We start from the raw sequence: 14,326 nt of genomic DNA, 5'->3' as shown, positions 1-14,326 counted from the left end.
CACAAGCGGTCAGCGGACGGAGGCCGAGCGCTCCAGGACGTCCGCGGGGACCGGGACGCCGGGGTCCAGGTCCGTGGAGTCGATCGGGGAATCCCAAGCCTGGCGCAGCGGGAGGACACCGGCCCACACGCCGCCGTTGTCGATGTCCGACGGGTCGTCCTTCGGGCCGCCGGCGCGGACCTTCACCGATGCCTCGGTGAGGTCGAGAGCGAGCACCTTCGTGGCGGCGAGCTCCTTCTTGCTCGGAGGCCGCACGCGCGACCACGCGCCCGGTGCGGCGTGCTCGACGATCACGCGCAGCCCGTGCAGGCGTTCGTCGTGCTCGGTCACCTCCCGCGCCCGGCCGAGCACGACCGCGGAGCGGTAGTTCATCGAGAAATGCATGGCCGAACGCGCGTAGACCACGCCGTCGACCAAGGTCACCGCCACCGAGATGTCGGCGGCGAGCGCCGCGCGCAGGTTTCCCGCGCCGGTGGAGCCGTGCAGGTATAGCGTGTCGCCGTCGCGGCCGTAGGCGGTCGGCAACACGACCGGCGTGCCGCCGAGCAACACACCGAAGTGGCAGATCAGCCCGGCGTCGAGCACCGCGTCCAAGTCGGCGCGATCGGTGCGGGCACGGTCGGTCAGCCGGGTCGGCGTGCTGCGCGGCGTCGGCGAGAGGGGAGCCCGTGGGCTGACTGTTTCGGTCATGAACCCAGCATCGATCCGCTAATGGCATTATCAAAGTGCCAATTCAAATGATTCTCAGCAGTCCACTTCGAGGAGGAGCCGTGCTGGACGACCTTCCCCTCGACCTCGATCGCGACCTGGCGCGACCGCTGTCGGTGCAGATCGCCGACCAACTGCGCCGCGCGGCGACCAGCGGGCCGCTGCGCGGCGGCGACCGGTTGCCGTCCACTCGCGCGCTGGCCGGGCGGCTCGGCGTGAGCCGCACCGTGGTCGCCGCCGCCTACGACCAATTGCACGCGGAGGGCTGGCTCGACGGCAGACGCGGCTCCGGAACCTACTTGACGACCGCACCGGCCGCCGCGCCCGCGCGCACCGACCCCGTGGACGACACCGACGCCGCGCCGCAGCTGTTCGACCTCGCCCCCGGTGCGCCGTGCGTCGACGCCATCGATCCGGCCGCTTGGCGCCGCGCCTGGCGCGCCGCGGCGGACCACTCCCCGCTCGTGCGCAAGGACCGCGCGGGCGAACCGGAGTTCCGCACGGCGGTCACCGAGCATCTGCTGCGCCACCGCGGGATCGGCGCGGGCAGCGACACCGTGCTGCTCGCGACGGCGGGAACCAGTTCCGCCGTAGGCGAATTGGCCGTGGCGCTGCTGCGGCCGGGCGATGCCGTCGCCATGGAGGATCCCGGCTATCAGCGCGCCGCAGGGGCATTCGCGGCGGCCGGTCTCGATGTCGTCCCGGTTCCCGTCGACGCGCACGGACTGCGCGTCGACGCGCTGCCGTCCCGGATCAAAGCGGTGTACTGCACTCCGGCGCACCAATTCCCACTCGGCGCGCGGATGCCCGCGGCGCGACGGGTCGAGCTGGTGGAGCATGCGCGCCGCTCCGGGATCTTGGTCATCGAGGACGACTACGACGGCGAATTGCGCTACGACACCGCGCCGCTGCCGCTGCTGGCCACCATGGCTCCGGACGTCGTCGTCCACCTGGGCACGACCAGCAAGATCCTGTCCCCCAGTCTCGGTGTCGGCTGGTTGCTCGCCGCTCCGGAGATAGCCGGGGCGGTGCTCGCACACCGCGAGCGGACCGGCACCGGCCCGAGCACGGCGGGCCAGCGCGTGCTCGCCGCTTTCGCCGCACACGGTGATCTGGCCAGGCACCTGCGCAGGCTGCGCCGCATGCTGCCGCCGCGCCGGGCGCTGGTGGTGACCGAACTGCGCCGCCGCGGACTCGGCGTGCTCGGCGACGACGCGGGTTCGCACGTCGTCGTGCCGGTGGAGTCGGCCGAGGACGAGCTGCGCGTGGTCGCGGAAGGCCTGGCGCACGGTGTCGCGCTGGACGGGTTGGCCAGACATCACCTCGGATCGCGCCGGGACCACTTCGGCGTCGCGCTCGGCTACACGGCGCTGTCCTGGCCGGAACTCGCCGCGGCCGTCCCGAAGGCCGCCGCGTGCCTCGCCCGGCCGTAGCATGGTCGGGGTCAGCGAACAGGCCCGGAGGCGGCAGCGCAGCGTGATCACGCGGAGCCCCGCACCTGCCGGAAAGGACGGACCATGAGCGAACAGGACATCTTGGCGCGCATCAAGGAACTGGTCGACCAGGAGCACCAGCTGCGCTCGCAGGCGACTCGCGGCGAATTGGACCCGAGGACCGAACGCCAGCGCCTGGCCGAACTGGAAGTGATGCTGGATCAGGCCTGGGACCTGCTCCGTCACCGCCGGGCGCGGATCGATCAGGGCCAATCCCCGGACGCGGTCCAAGCCAATACGGTCTCGCAGGTCGAGGGCTACCTGCAGTAGGCGCGGCGATGTCGAGCACACCAGCCGACTACGACGTCATCGTGATCGGTGGCGGACCGGCGGGCGAGAACGCCGCCGCCTACGCCGTCGCGGGCAGCGACCGCACGGCCGCCATCGTGGAGCGTGAACTCATCGGTGGCGAATGTTCCTATTGGGCCTGCATCCCGAGCAAAGCGCTGTTGCGACCGGGCCACGTCCTGGCGGCCGCGCGGGCGATGCCGGGCGTTTCGGCCACCGGCCTCGACGTCGAGGCGGTGCTGCGGCGGCGCGACGCCTTCGTGCACGACCATGACGATTCCGCCCAGGTCGACTGGGCGCGCGGCAACCACATCGACGTCGTTCGCGGCACCGGCCGCCTGACCGGCACGCGCTCGGTCGAGGTCGACGGGCGGCAGTTGCGCGCCCGGCATGCCGTGGTGCTCGCCACCGGCACCACCGCGAACGTGCCCGATGTGCCCGGCCTGCGCGCCGCGCTGCCGTGGACCTCCCGCGACGCCACCAATCTGCACGAGGTCCCGCGCCGGGTCGCCGTGGTCGGCGGCGGCGTGGTGGCCAGTGAGGCGGCGACCTGGCTGGCCGCGCTCGGGGCCGAGGTCACCCTGCTGGTGCGCGGCTCGGCGCTGCTGGTCGCCAACGAGCCGTTCGCGGGCGAACGGGTGGCGGCGGCGCTGACCGACGCGGGCGTGCGAGTGCGTTTCCGCACCGAGCCCACCTCCGTCGAGCGCCCGGTCGCGAAGGACACCGGTGAAGGCCGGATCCACGGCGGTTCCGTCACGGTCCGGTTGCGCGGTCCCGAAGGCGAGTCGGCGCTGGAGGTGGACGAGATCGTGGTGGCGGCCGGGCGCGCACCGGCCACGAAAGGGCTGGGCTTGGACGCGGTCGGGCTGTCCGACGGTTACATCGCGGTCGACGACCACCTCACCGCGCGCGATGTCGAGGGCGAGTGGCTGTATGTGGTCGGCGACCTCAACCACCGCGCCGCGCTCACCCACATGGGCAAGTACCAGGGCCGGGTGTGCGGCGACGTGATCGCCGCGCGGGCCGAGGGCAAGCCGCTGGAGGATCCGCGGTTCGTGGCGAGTTCCGATCACGGCAAGGTGCCGCAAGTGGTGTTCACCGCGCCGGAGGTCGCGGCGGTCGGCCTGACCGAGGCGGCGGCCAGGGACGCGGGGCACTCGGTGGAGACCGTCGAACTCGACATCGAGGTGGCCGGGTCGGCGTTGTCCCGGGACGACTACGCGGGCCACGCGAAACTGGTGATCGACCGCGCCACCGACACGCTGCTCGGCGCCACCTTCGTGGGCCCCGACGTGGGCGAGCAATTGCACGCGGCGACGATCGCCGTGGTCGGCGGGGTGCCGCTGTCCACCCTCTGGCACGCCGTGCCAGCTTTCCCGGCGGTCAGCGAGTTCTGGCTGCGCCTATTGGAGGCGCGGCGCGCGTAGCTACCATTTCTAAATGGTGGCAACAATGGATATCGCGACCGCCGACGGAGTCGTCCGCGGTCGCAGGGGCCGCCGCGTCCTGCGCTGGCGGTCCATTCCCTACGCGGCTCCTCCCATCGGAGACCTGCGGTTTCGCGCTCCGCAGCCGGTCGAACCCTGGTCCGGCGTTCGGGCGGCGACGGACTTCACCTCCGCGGCGATGCAGCATCGCTCCGGGGCGCGGATCGGGCCGCGCGCCTATCAGCCGACCAGCGAGGACGCGTTGACACTCAATGTCACCATGCCCGCGACACCGGCAGCGAGCCCGCGCCCGGTGCTGGTGTTCATCCACGGCGGCGGCTATCTCATCGGAACCTCCGCGCTCGGGCTGTACTCCGGCGCGCGACTGGCACTGCGTGGCGATGTGGTGGTGGTCTCGCTGAACTACCGGCTGGGTGCGTTCGGCTACGTCGACTTCAGCGAATTCGGCACCGCGCAGGAACCGTTCGACTCCAACCTCGGCTTGCGTGACCAGCTCGCCGCATTGGAGTGGGTGCGCACCAATATCGCGGCCTTCGGCGGCGATCCGGGCAACGTGACGATCTTCGGCGAGTCGGCCGGGGCGCACGCCGTACTCGGTCTCCTGGCCACACCGAAGGCCAAAGGGCTTTTCCATCAGGCCATTTCCCAGAGCCCACCCGCGGACTGGGCAGTGACCGCCGAGGAAGCCCGCGGCTTCGCGCGCCGCTGCGTCGCCGCGCTGGGCGCTACGCCGGACACCGCGCACACCGCCCTGCGAACTGCGGGCGCAAACGACATCCGCCGCGCGGTCGATCGCACCATCGCGCAGGTGGTGCGGGAACAGCCCGGCGCGTTTCCGGTGTGCCCGGTCGTTGACGGCGAGTTCCTGCCGGTTTCCCCGGTCGACGCGATCACCGACGGCTCCGCGCACCGGGTGCCGCTGATCATCGGCACCAACCGGGACGAGGGCACGCTGTTCGCCAGGTTCGCCGACGAACTGCCCACCACCCCGGACCGGCTGCGCTCGGCGCTCGGTAACTCCACCGAGGCCGAGTCCAGGATCGCCGCGGCGTATCCCGGCTATCCCCAGCCGAAGGCCGCGGTGCGAGCGGGCGGCGACTACACCTTCTGGCGTCCCTCGGTGACGGTCATGGAAGGGCACAGCAGGCACGCGCCTACCTACGCCTACCGCTACGACTTCGCCCCGCGCGCCCTGCAACTCGCCGGGATCGGCGCCACGCACGCGACCGATCTCATTCCGGTCTTCGGCGTGACGGATACGCCGATCGGCCGGGCCTTCACCGCCGCGGGCGGCAGACGCGGGCTGCGGGCGGTCACCGAACAGTTCCAGGACAACTGGCTTGCTTTCGCCCGCACCGGAGCTCCGCTGCCGTCCTGGCCCGCTTACACGGAGGCACGCAGGTCAACCCTGATCATCGACTACCCCACGCGCGTGGAACACGACCCGGACCGGGCGAAACGACTCGCGTGGCAGGGCGTCGAGGTCCCGACGCTGACCTGAGCCGGGCCGCTACTTCAGCAAGCGCGACATCCGCCGGTCCGCGAGGATCTTGCCGCCGGTCTGACAGGTCGGGCAGTACTGGAAGGACCGTTCGGCGTAGGAGACCTCGCGGACCGTGTCGCCGCAGACCGGGCAGGGTTGCCCGGTCCGCGCGTGCACCCGCATACCGGAGCGCTTCTCGCCTTTGAGGCGGGCGGCGTCCTGTCCGACCGAGCGCCGCACCGCGTCGGTGAGCACGGTGCGCATGGCGGTGTACAGCTCGGCCACCTTGTCCGCCGGAAGGGTCTTGGTGTTCGCGAACGGCGAGATCCGCGCCGTGTGCAGGATCTCGTCGGAGTAGGCGTTGCCGACGCCCGCCAGCAGCGCCTGGTCCACGAGCGCGGACTTGATCCGCTGGGAGGTGCCGTGCAGGATCTCGGCGAACTGCGCCTCGGTCACCTCCAGCGCGTCGGGGCCCAGGCGCGCGATACCGGGCACCGCCTTCGGGTCCGCCACCACGTACACCGCGAGCCGCTTCTTCGTGCCGGCCTCGGTGAGGTCGAACGCGGGTGTCGCCCCTTCGGGCGTGAAGAAGTGCACCCGCAGCGCCAGCGGGCTCTTGCCGCCCGGCTTGGGCGGCGTCGGGCTCGGCTCATCGATCCAGCGCAGCCATCCACCCCGCGACAGGTGCGTGACCAGCCACAGCCCGTCGCATTCCATGCCGAGGAATTTGCCCCAGCGCCCCGCGCCGGTGACATCTCGACCGGACAGTGCGGTGACGGGGGGCTCGAACGTTTTGACTGCGCTCAACGCGGCCACGTCGACGCGGCCGACCACGGCGCCGACCGCATGCTCCCGGAGGAACTGAGCCAACGCCTCCACTTCCGGTAGCTCAGGCACGGGGTTCAGACTACCCAGCCCTACCGACAACCTGCCGGTTCGCGCACGGCAGCGGGCGGATCACTCCCCGCGGCGCAGCAGATAGATGTCCATGATCCAGCCCTTCCGGTCGCGCAGCTCGGCGCGGCGGCGCACGATCTCCTCGCTCACCTCCGACAGCGGCCCCTCGATCAACGTCTCGTCCGGCATGCCGAGGTAGGCGCCCCACCAGATGTGCGCGTCGGGGGCCGAAATCGTGGTGAACGAGCAGTCGCCGTCCAACATCACCAAGGCGTTCTCCGCGCCGAGTCCCTCGTCGCGCAGGCGACGGCCGGTGGTGATGCGTACCGGCTCACCGATGCCGTGCAGCACGATCCGATGCCGGGCGGCCAGCGCCTGCGCGCTGGTGATGCCGGGAATCACCTCGTAGTCGAAACGCACCACGCCGCGGGCGAGCACCCGCTCGATCATCCGCAGCGTGCTGTCGTAGAGCGCGGGATCACCCCAGACCAGGATGCCGCCGACGCCGTCGGCCGCGGCGAACGCCGATTCCAGCAGTGCCGAGCGGCGATCGTGCCAGTCGTCGACCACGTCCACGTAGTCGGCGGGCGTGCGGTCCCGCGGCGGGTCGGCGATCGGCACGATCCGGTACGGCCGATCCATGTGTTCGGCCAGGATCGCCGTCCGCACGTCGACCAGTTCCCGCTTGGCCTCCCCCTTGCCGATGACGAAGAACGTCTCGACCTGCCGCATCGCCTTGACCGCCTGCACGGTGACCTGGTCGGGGTCGCCTGCACCGATGCCGATCACGTAGAGCTTGCGCATGGGCTCGAGCTTGCCAGGGCCGCGGCGGGCCACCGTCGTCAGGCGTGGCCCGGGACGCGCCCGATCGGCTCGCCGAGGGTGCGAGCACGAAGACTAGAGTTGCCAGACGTGGCTCATGACGCGCTCGATCCGGCATCGGCTCCCGACACCCAGTACGAGGACCTGTTGCGACTGGTGCTGACGTCCGGCACGAAGAAAGCCGATCGCACCGGCACCGGAACGCGCAGCGTCTTCGGCCACCAGTTGCGCTACGACCTCGCGGCGGGCTTCCCGCTGATCACCACGAAGAAGGTGCACCTCAAGTCGATCGTCTACGAGTTGCTGTGGTTCCTGCGCGGCGACTCCAACATCGGCTGGCTGCGCGAGCACGGCGTCTCCATCTGGGACGAATGGGCCGACGCCCACGGCGAACTCGGCCCGGTCTACGGCGTGCAGTGGCGGTCGTGGCCCGCGCCGGACGGAACGCACATCGACCAGATCTCCCAGGTGCTGCACACGCTGCGCACCAACCCCGACTCCCGGCGCATCATCGTCTCGGCGTGGAACGTCGCCGACCTGGACAAGATGGCGCTGGCGCCCTGCCACGCGTTCTTCCAGTTCCACGTGGCCGACGGGAAGCTGTCCTGCCAGCTCTACCAGCGCAGCGCCGACCTGTTCCTCGGCGTGCCGTTCAACATCGCCAGCTACGCCCTGCTCACCCACATGGTCGCCCAGCAGACCGAGCTGACGCCCGGTGACTTCATCTGGACCGGCGGGGACTGCCACATCTACGACAACCACCTGGACCAGGTCGCCGAGCAACTCGCCCGCGACCCCTACCCGTTCCCCACGCTGCGGCTGCATCCCGCGCCGACGCTGTTCGACTACCGCTACGAGGACGTCGAGGTGATCGACTACCGGCACCATCCGGCCATCAAGGCCCCGGTGGCGGTGTGAGCGAGCGGACGGTCGGGCTGATCTGGGCGCAGACCCTGGACGGGGTGATCGGGTCCGGCAACACCATCCCCTGGCGGCTGCCGGAGGACATGGCGCACTTCAAGGACGTCACCTGGGGACATCCCGTGGTGATGGGCCGACGGACCTGGGATTCGCTGCCGCCGCGGTTCCGGCCGCTGGCCGGGCGGCGCAATATCGTGGTGACCAGACAGCCGGACTGGTCGGCCGAAGGCGCCGAGCGGGCGTCGTCGGTGCCGGAGGCGCTGGCCAAGTGCGCCCCGGACGCGGTCTGGGTGGCCGGTGGCGGCGAGATCTACCGCGCCGCACTCGAGTTCGCGACCGACCTGCGCGTCACCGAGATCGATACCGCGGTCGAGGGCGACGCCTTCGCGCCGTCGATCGGACCGCAGTGGCGGCCCGACGACCCGGAGCCGTGGCGCACCTCGGCCACCGGCCTGCGCTACCGCATCCGGCACTACACCCGGCGGCCCGCCTAGCGCGCCACGCCAAGAGGCTCCGCGAACGCCGCCCCCACGGGCGGGACGGTCGAACCCGGCCCGCGCCGCGACGGACTCGGGCATACTCCTCGATATGCGGGCGGCCGGACCCGCGTCCGGTCGCCCGCCTCGAGCCGTTGCCACCAGCCCGGCACCGGCTGTGGTGCTCTGCGAAAGGCGGTCCATGGAAAAGAAATCGCTGACTGCGGTAGCGCGCCAGCAACTGAAGCTGGCCGCCCTCGCCACGAGCGGGCGCAGTTCACAGACAATCTATGGCGGCCACACGCATACGCTGCGGCAAACGGTGGTCGGCCTGATCGCCGGGCACAGCCTGGCCGAACACGACAACACCGGCGAAGCCACGTTGCAGGTGCTCAGCGGCACCCTGGTGCTGCTCAGCGGCGCCAACGAATGGAAAGGCTCCGAGGGCGACCTGATCGTGATACCCAAGGCGCGCCACAGCGTCAAGGCGATCGACGACGTCGCGTTCCTGCTGACGGTGGCGATGTAGCCACCACGATGCGGGTCCGTAGCCCGGCCGGACCGGTCGGGCATTAGGGTGTCGATCATGGGTGAGCCGCAGCCGATCCTCGAACCGCTCACACCGTCCGCGATCTTCTTGGTCGCCACGATCGACGAGGGTGGCGAAGCGACGGTCCGCGACCTGCTCGCCGACATCACCGGCCTGCGCCGCTCGGTGGGCTTCCGCCTGCCGGGCGCGAACCTCACCTGCGTCACCTCGATCGGCTCCGACGCATGGGACCGCCTGTTCGCCGGCCCGAAACCGGCTGAGCTGCATCCGTTCCCCGGTTACGTCGGCGCACGCCACACCGCGCCCGCGACGCCGGGCGACCTGCTGTTCCACATCAAGTCCGAGGTGCAGGACGCCTGTTTCGAGCTGGCCATGGCGATCGGCGATCGGCTGGCCGGTGCGGGAACGATCGTGGACGAGACGGTCGGCTTCCGTTACTTCGAGCAGCGCGATCTGCTCGGTTTCGTGGACGGCACGGAGAATCCGGAGGGTCGCGCGGCCTACTCGGCGGCGCTGGTGGGCGAGGAGGATCCGGACTTCACCGGCGGCAGCTACGTGATCGTGCAGAAGTACACGCACCCGCTGGCGGACTGGCGCGCGCTGTCGGTGGAAGAGCAAGAGCGCGTCATCGGACGCACCAAACTGGACGACTTCGAACTCCCCGACGAGATCAAGCCAGCCGACTCGCACGTCGAGGTCAACACGCTGATCGATCCGGACGGCACCGAACGCCAGATCCTGCGCGGCAACATGCCCTTCGGCAGCGTGCGCGAGGGCGTGTTCGGCACCTACTACATCGCGTACGCGGCCACGCCGAGCGTCACCGAACGCATGCTCACCCGGATGTTCCTCGGCACCGACGAGGCGGCCTACGACCGCATCCTGGATTTCTCCGTCGCCCACACCGGCACCTCGTTCTTCGCACCCACCGTCGATTTCCTCGACGATCTGCCGCCTGCCCCGTGGGAGGCGGCGGAATCCGTGGTGTCCGTGGACACCGACGGCGCTGGTCCCGCAGATCCGCCCGGCATCGCCGCGCCCGCGGGCGACGGCGCCCTCGGTATCGGCTCGTTGAAAAGGAGCATCCGGTCATGAACAACCTCCATCGCGAACTAGCGCCGATCACCTCCGAGGCGTGGGCGGCCATCGAGGAGGAGGCGACGCGTACGTTCAAGCGGCACATCGCGGGCCGGCGCGTCGTCGACCTGTCCGGCCCGCACGGCGTCGACTACTCGGCGGTGGGCACCGGGCACACCACGGCGATCGACTCGCCGGACGCCGGGGTGTTCGCCCGTCAGCGGGTGGTCGCGCCGCTGGTCGAACTGCGCGTGCCGTTCACGCTCGACCGCGAGGAACTCGACAACGTGGAGCGCGGTGCGCAGGACGCCGACCTGGACCCGGTGAAGGACGCCGCGAAAAAGATGGCGTTCGCCGAGGACCGGGCGATCTTCGAGGGCTATCCGACCGCGCACATCACCGGCATCCGCGCGAGTTCGTCCAACGATCCGATCACGCTGCCCAGCGACACCCGGCTGGTCCCCGAGTCGATCGCGCAGGCGTTGACCGCGCTGCGGCTTGCCGGTGTCGACGGGCCGTACTCGGTACTGCTCAGCGCCGATCTGTACACCGCGGTGAGCGAGACCTCCGACCACGGCCACATGATCCGCACGCACATCGAGCGCCTGATCCCGGGAGGGGAGATCATCTGGGCGCCCGCCATCGACGGCGCGATCGTGCTCACCACCCGCGGCGGCGATTTCGATCTGCGCATCGGCCAGGACCTGTCCATCGGCTATCTGTCGCACGACAGCACGTCGGTGCAGCTGTACTTCCAGCAGAGCCTGACGTTCCTGGTGTACACGGCCGAGGCCGCGGTCCCGCTGACCCTCTGAGCGCCGGTCACATCTGGGAACGGACAGGTGCGCGGCCGGAGCGCGAGACGGTACGGTGGCCCGATATGCGCCATGAACAGGTAGGTGAGATGACAACGGTGCGGGCGGGTGTCGTTCCGACGCAGCGGGCCGTGTTCTACAGCGTGCTCGGCATCCTTGCCACCGTCACGATCTGCGGTTCGTTCGTCGCCGCGTTCGGGGTGAACCGGGTGTTCACCGGCCTGCTGGCCGGGGCCGTCGTCGGTATCGCGGTGCTGGTCGCCCTGTTCACCCGGGACGCCGTCGTACTCACCGATCACGCCATCTACCGGCGCAAGCCGTGGACGATCTCCAGCATCTCGTGGGACCGCGTGGTGGCCGGGCGCTTCACCCTGGACGAGCGCGCCCGGTGGTCGCTGGCGCTGGACCTCATCGGCGGCGACGAACCGCACGGCGAACTGGTGCTGTTGTCCATTCCCCCGGTGGTCCGCCCGGTCGCGGGAGCGTACGACCTGCGCAAACGCGACCAGGTGACGGAGATCCGGGCGATCCTGCGGCGCAAGCGGATTCCGGTGACCGTGTTGCCGCAGATCGCGGGCGCGTTGCAGGAGCATTGGCAGATCGCGCCGCCTACGCACTGAGCCGGATCTTTGGTCTTTCGGCTCAGCGCAACTCGCGGATCAGCACATCGAAACGCGGGGCGTCAGGCCACGATGGGCGAAGCCACCCGACTCTTTCCCAGCCCCAACGCAGATAGCGCTCGTAGGCGCGCTCGTTGCCCGCCTCGACGAGCAGTGTCGCGCGCTGTTCGGTTCGGGAACCGAGTAGTTCGTCATGCATCGCCCGCGCTATGCCGTGCCCGGCATATTCCGCGCACACCATGATCTCGCTGAGCCCGAACGTGCGCGCGCCGTCTTCGGTGGTGAACTCCTCGAGGTCGCCGCTGTCGAGATGCAGTCCTCTCCACCATCGCGCGTTCGGGGGTAGCGGCCACCCCCAGATTTGACCCGCAGGTTCGCCGTCGACTCGGGCAAGCACATATGCAAATCCGCTGCCACGAGGACTGGTGTAGGAATCGAACCGGCGCATGAACTCCGAAGGCGAATCGAACGGATCTCCGGAGGCGATGGCGTCGACGTATGAACGGCGGTAGACATCCTCGACGATCTCTCTTCGCGAACGTGCTTCGGCAGCTGTGCAGTGCTCGAATTTCAGGCCATCCGGCAAGCCGGTCACGCGGTCACCGCCTTCCGCGTCAGGGAGTCGTACAACTCGCGGAACTCGGCACCGGCGGACACCCGATCGACTGCTGTTCGAACCGGCTCGAGACGGCGCAGTGTGCGTGTCGATGCAATGGCAGACAGTTCTGACAACGCCGGGAACCCATGCTCGAGCGCGCCGGTGATATCGCCGAGGCGAGCCCTGGTAGCGGCCGACCATGCGCGGACGATTGTGGCGTTACGCATCGCCGCAGGGTGATCGACGGCAGCCGCGTACAACTCGACAGATCGACGCAGGTCGCCGATGTCGGCATAGCCGCGAGCCTCGTGGTCGGCGATCTCCGAGAAAGTCACGAATCGCAGCCACTGCGGAACTTCTTCCAGCGGTTCGGACTGCATGGCTTGATCCAACTCTCGCCATGCTGTCGCGATAGCACGCCCGAATGCCATTCGATCACCGAGTATTCCGTACGCCTGTGCCTCACGAACGGCTATCAAGGCATGTATCCGACCTGGTGGCCGACCGCGCATCAAGGTGCGGGCACGATCAGACAGTTGCAGTGCTTTGTGCGGGCTTCCTCCTCGGCCGGCGCGCGCAAGGGAGCTGGATTGATTCGCCGCATACAGACAAGTGTGTGCGATGAGATCATCATTATTTGCCTCGGTGCCGAGCGCCATGGCGTCAGCAAAGCACCGGCGCGCAAGGCGGTGCCGGTCCGCGTCGTAGGCCAACCACCCGGCGAGCACGGCAAGTTCTCCGGTCGCCCTGGTGAAGGCGCTGCCAGTAGTGGAATCGAATTCACCGGTTTGAAGCCGGTCCAGGGAGTGCGTCAGCTTCTCGATGGCAAGACCGATCAGTTGTGCACCGCCTGTGCGCTGATCCTCCTGATCGAGTGCATCGATATCGGCCAACAGCCGCTGGACGTCACTCATGCCGATTCGGCCGGAGCTGTCCGGGATGAGCACCGTTACAGCACCTACCGCGGCTAGCTTGTTGAACTCACGCCGCTTCACCTCGTCCTCGACTTCCCGCACACGCAGACCGACCGCACCGTCTCCAGCGTTGGCCGGTTCGGACTGGTAGGTTTCCGCGCCGCCCAGAACAGGATGCCTCGCGGTCTGCGAAGGTGCACCTGCCAACTGATGCCAGAACCGCTCTCGCTGCGTCGGTTCGAGGCAGTCGTAGACCGTGTCGAGCGCTTCGGCCGACCGCCCCTTGACCGGACGCTCAGTTGTGGCCTTCTGCTCCCACTTCTGCACAGTCGCAGTCTGAAATCCGACTTTCTCCGCGAACTCCTCTTGTGTCATGCGCAAAGCAACTTCGCGCAGCGCTCGGACTTCTTTCCGTGTCCACGTGCTGACGATCATTTACCCGCCCCTCGCCCGTGCCTCCAACGGTCCGTACGAGAAGCGTACGACCTCGAGTCGAGTTCTGTGCCTGGGATCACATGCTCAGCGCGGACAAGCTGGAAGAGCCCCGCCGCCGGGTTGAACCCACACCGAGCAACCTGACCAAGAGGTCTGAAACCGATGGAGCACACACCTTTCGGGGATACACCCGCGTCCCGCTGCCACTTCTACCGGCGCGTTTGTGACTTGCCCGCTGTGATCGACCCGCCCGAGCTGGGGCGCATCATCATGCGCGCGTCGTACGTTGGAGCGTTGACCATGCCCGCTCCGCTAGGGCGGGCCGTCAGGCAAGTCATGCAGCGCCGCAGGGATGCGATAGGGCCGATCGTGGCGCATCCTCGCTCGAACAGGTGGACCTACATTGTGCGGCAGGACCTTCCAGACGACACACGGCTTTTCGCGGAGATGTTCCGGCTCGACGTGTCGATTGTCCGGGAGGGAGGCACGGTTGCACTGCCGTCGCCCACAGCTGAGTCCGGCGCTGTCAGGCATTGGATAGAGGCACCCCGGGACCGGTTTCGTCCGTCCGGAATGGTTGTGGTCGAGTCCATCCGGGCATGTAGCGCTCCGGGTAGTCGGCAACCCGGGGGCAAAGCGCGATGACTTCCCCGCTGCCGAACGATCCGGATGTGCATCTGTCGGTGTTCCTGCACGGCGTCCGGCTCGACTTCACGGCCTGCCTTACTGCCGCGTTGACGTTCATCGAAGACCACCGGAAACGCCACTACGTCGACGCGGC

At 69.1% G+C, this 14,326-nt stretch carries 15 protein-coding genes; 10 read left to right on the top strand and 5 right to left on the bottom strand.

The window, feature by feature from the left end; genetic code table 11:
* Window positions 1-9: 9 nt before the first annotated feature.
* A complete protein-coding gene (locus ABZ824_RS15825; RefSeq protein WP_356963804.1) occupies window positions 10-690 on the bottom strand; it encodes a pyridoxamine 5'-phosphate oxidase family protein in 681 nt (226 codons plus the stop codon).
* Between the two features lie 80 nt (window positions 691-770).
* On the opposite strand from ABZ824_RS15825, the gene ABZ824_RS15820 reads away from it, so the two are divergent.
* The 4 genes from ABZ824_RS15820 (at window position 771) to ABZ824_RS15805 (ending at window position 5,438) form a co-directional block, all read left to right on the top strand.
* The gene (locus tag ABZ824_RS15820) at window positions 771-2,141 is read left to right on the top strand and encodes a PLP-dependent aminotransferase family protein (protein ID WP_356963803.1); all 1,371 of its coding nucleotides are present in this window, start codon (window positions 771-773) and stop codon (window positions 2,139-2,141) included.
* Window positions 2,142-2,225: 84 nt separating this feature from the next.
* Window positions 2,226-2,471, top strand: coding sequence for a DUF2630 family protein (locus tag ABZ824_RS15815; RefSeq protein WP_355074698.1), 246 nt, complete (start codon window positions 2,226-2,228; stop codon window positions 2,469-2,471).
* 8 nt (window positions 2,472-2,479) lie between these two features.
* On the top strand, window positions 2,480-3,916 hold the full coding sequence (locus tag ABZ824_RS15810; RefSeq protein WP_356963802.1) for an NAD(P)/FAD-dependent oxidoreductase: 1,437 nt from the start codon (window positions 2,480-2,482) through the stop codon (window positions 3,914-3,916).
* Between the two features lie 13 nt (window positions 3,917-3,929).
* Window positions 3,930-5,438 carry a carboxylesterase/lipase family protein gene (locus ABZ824_RS15805; protein ID WP_356963801.1) on the top strand — a complete coding sequence of 503 codons (1,509 nt, stop codon included), beginning with the start codon at window positions 3,930-3,932 and terminating at the stop codon, window positions 5,436-5,438.
* Between the two features lie 9 nt (window positions 5,439-5,447).
* Here ABZ824_RS15805 and ABZ824_RS15800 read toward each other — a convergent pair whose 3' ends face one another.
* Window positions 5,448-6,317: a DNA-formamidopyrimidine glycosylase family protein gene (locus ABZ824_RS15800; protein WP_356963800.1), complete on the bottom strand. Its 870-nt coding sequence runs from the start codon at window positions 6,315-6,317 to the stop codon at window positions 5,448-5,450.
* A 60-nt stretch (window positions 6,318-6,377) separates the two neighbouring features.
* Window positions 6,378-7,121: a precorrin-6A synthase (deacetylating) gene (cobF, locus tag ABZ824_RS15795; RefSeq protein WP_356963799.1), complete on the bottom strand. Its 744-nt coding sequence runs from the start codon at window positions 7,119-7,121 to the stop codon at window positions 6,378-6,380.
* A gap of 108 nt (window positions 7,122-7,229) precedes the next feature.
* Here cobF and ABZ824_RS15790 point away from each other — a divergent pair, with 108 nt between their 5' ends.
* The 6 genes from ABZ824_RS15790 to ABZ824_RS15765 all read left to right on the top strand — a co-directional run bounded on the left by ABZ824_RS15790 (window position 7,230) and on the right by ABZ824_RS15765 (window position 11,598).
* Window positions 7,230-8,057 (top strand): thymidylate synthase, encoded by an 828-nt coding sequence (locus ABZ824_RS15790; protein ID WP_355074709.1) that lies wholly within the window; start codon window positions 7,230-7,232, stop codon window positions 8,055-8,057.
* Window positions 8,054-8,554, top strand: coding sequence for a dihydrofolate reductase (locus ABZ824_RS15785; protein WP_355074710.1), 501 nt, complete (start codon window positions 8,054-8,056; stop codon window positions 8,552-8,554). The genes ABZ824_RS15790 and ABZ824_RS15785 overlap by 4 nt, the downstream gene beginning before the upstream one ends.
* A 184-nt stretch (window positions 8,555-8,738) precedes the next feature.
* Window positions 8,739-9,065, top strand: coding sequence for a cupin domain-containing protein (locus ABZ824_RS15780; RefSeq protein WP_356963798.1), 327 nt, complete (start codon window positions 8,739-8,741; stop codon window positions 9,063-9,065).
* A 57-nt stretch (window positions 9,066-9,122) separates the two neighbouring features.
* Window positions 9,123-10,181, top strand: a complete 1,059-nt coding sequence (locus ABZ824_RS15775; protein ID WP_356963797.1) for a Dyp-type peroxidase — start codon at window positions 9,123-9,125, stop codon at window positions 10,179-10,181.
* Complete coding sequence (locus ABZ824_RS15770; protein WP_356963796.1) at window positions 10,178-10,978, top strand: family 1 encapsulin nanocompartment shell protein; 801 nt, start codon at window positions 10,178-10,180, stop codon at window positions 10,976-10,978. The genes ABZ824_RS15775 and ABZ824_RS15770 overlap by 4 nt, the downstream gene beginning before the upstream one ends.
* Window positions 10,979-11,067: 89 nt before the next feature.
* A complete protein-coding gene (locus ABZ824_RS15765; RefSeq protein ID WP_356963795.1) occupies window positions 11,068-11,598 on the top strand; it encodes a hypothetical protein in 531 nt (176 codons plus the stop codon).
* A gap of 22 nt (window positions 11,599-11,620) precedes the next feature.
* Here the strand turns inward: ABZ824_RS15765 and ABZ824_RS15760 are convergent, their stop codons facing one another.
* Together ABZ824_RS15760 and ABZ824_RS15755 are read right to left on the bottom strand one after the other, a co-directional pair.
* On the bottom strand, window positions 11,621-12,193 hold the full coding sequence (locus ABZ824_RS15760; protein ID WP_356963794.1) for a GNAT family N-acetyltransferase: 573 nt from the start codon (window positions 12,191-12,193) through the stop codon (window positions 11,621-11,623).
* A complete protein-coding gene (locus ABZ824_RS15755; RefSeq protein ID WP_356963793.1) occupies window positions 12,190-13,545 on the bottom strand; it encodes a hypothetical protein in 1,356 nt (451 codons plus the stop codon). Before ABZ824_RS15755 ends, ABZ824_RS15760 begins: the two co-directional genes overlap by 4 nt.
* Between the last annotated feature and the right edge of the window lie 781 nt (window positions 13,546-14,326).

The organism is Nocardia sp. NPDC047038 (genome assembly GCF_040644075.1).
GTDB lineage: Bacteria > Actinomycetota > Actinomycetes > Mycobacteriales > Mycobacteriaceae > Nocardia > Nocardia sichangensis.
Note: the sequence above shows the minus strand (reverse complement) of the source record. Positions and strands in the feature narration are given on the sequence as shown.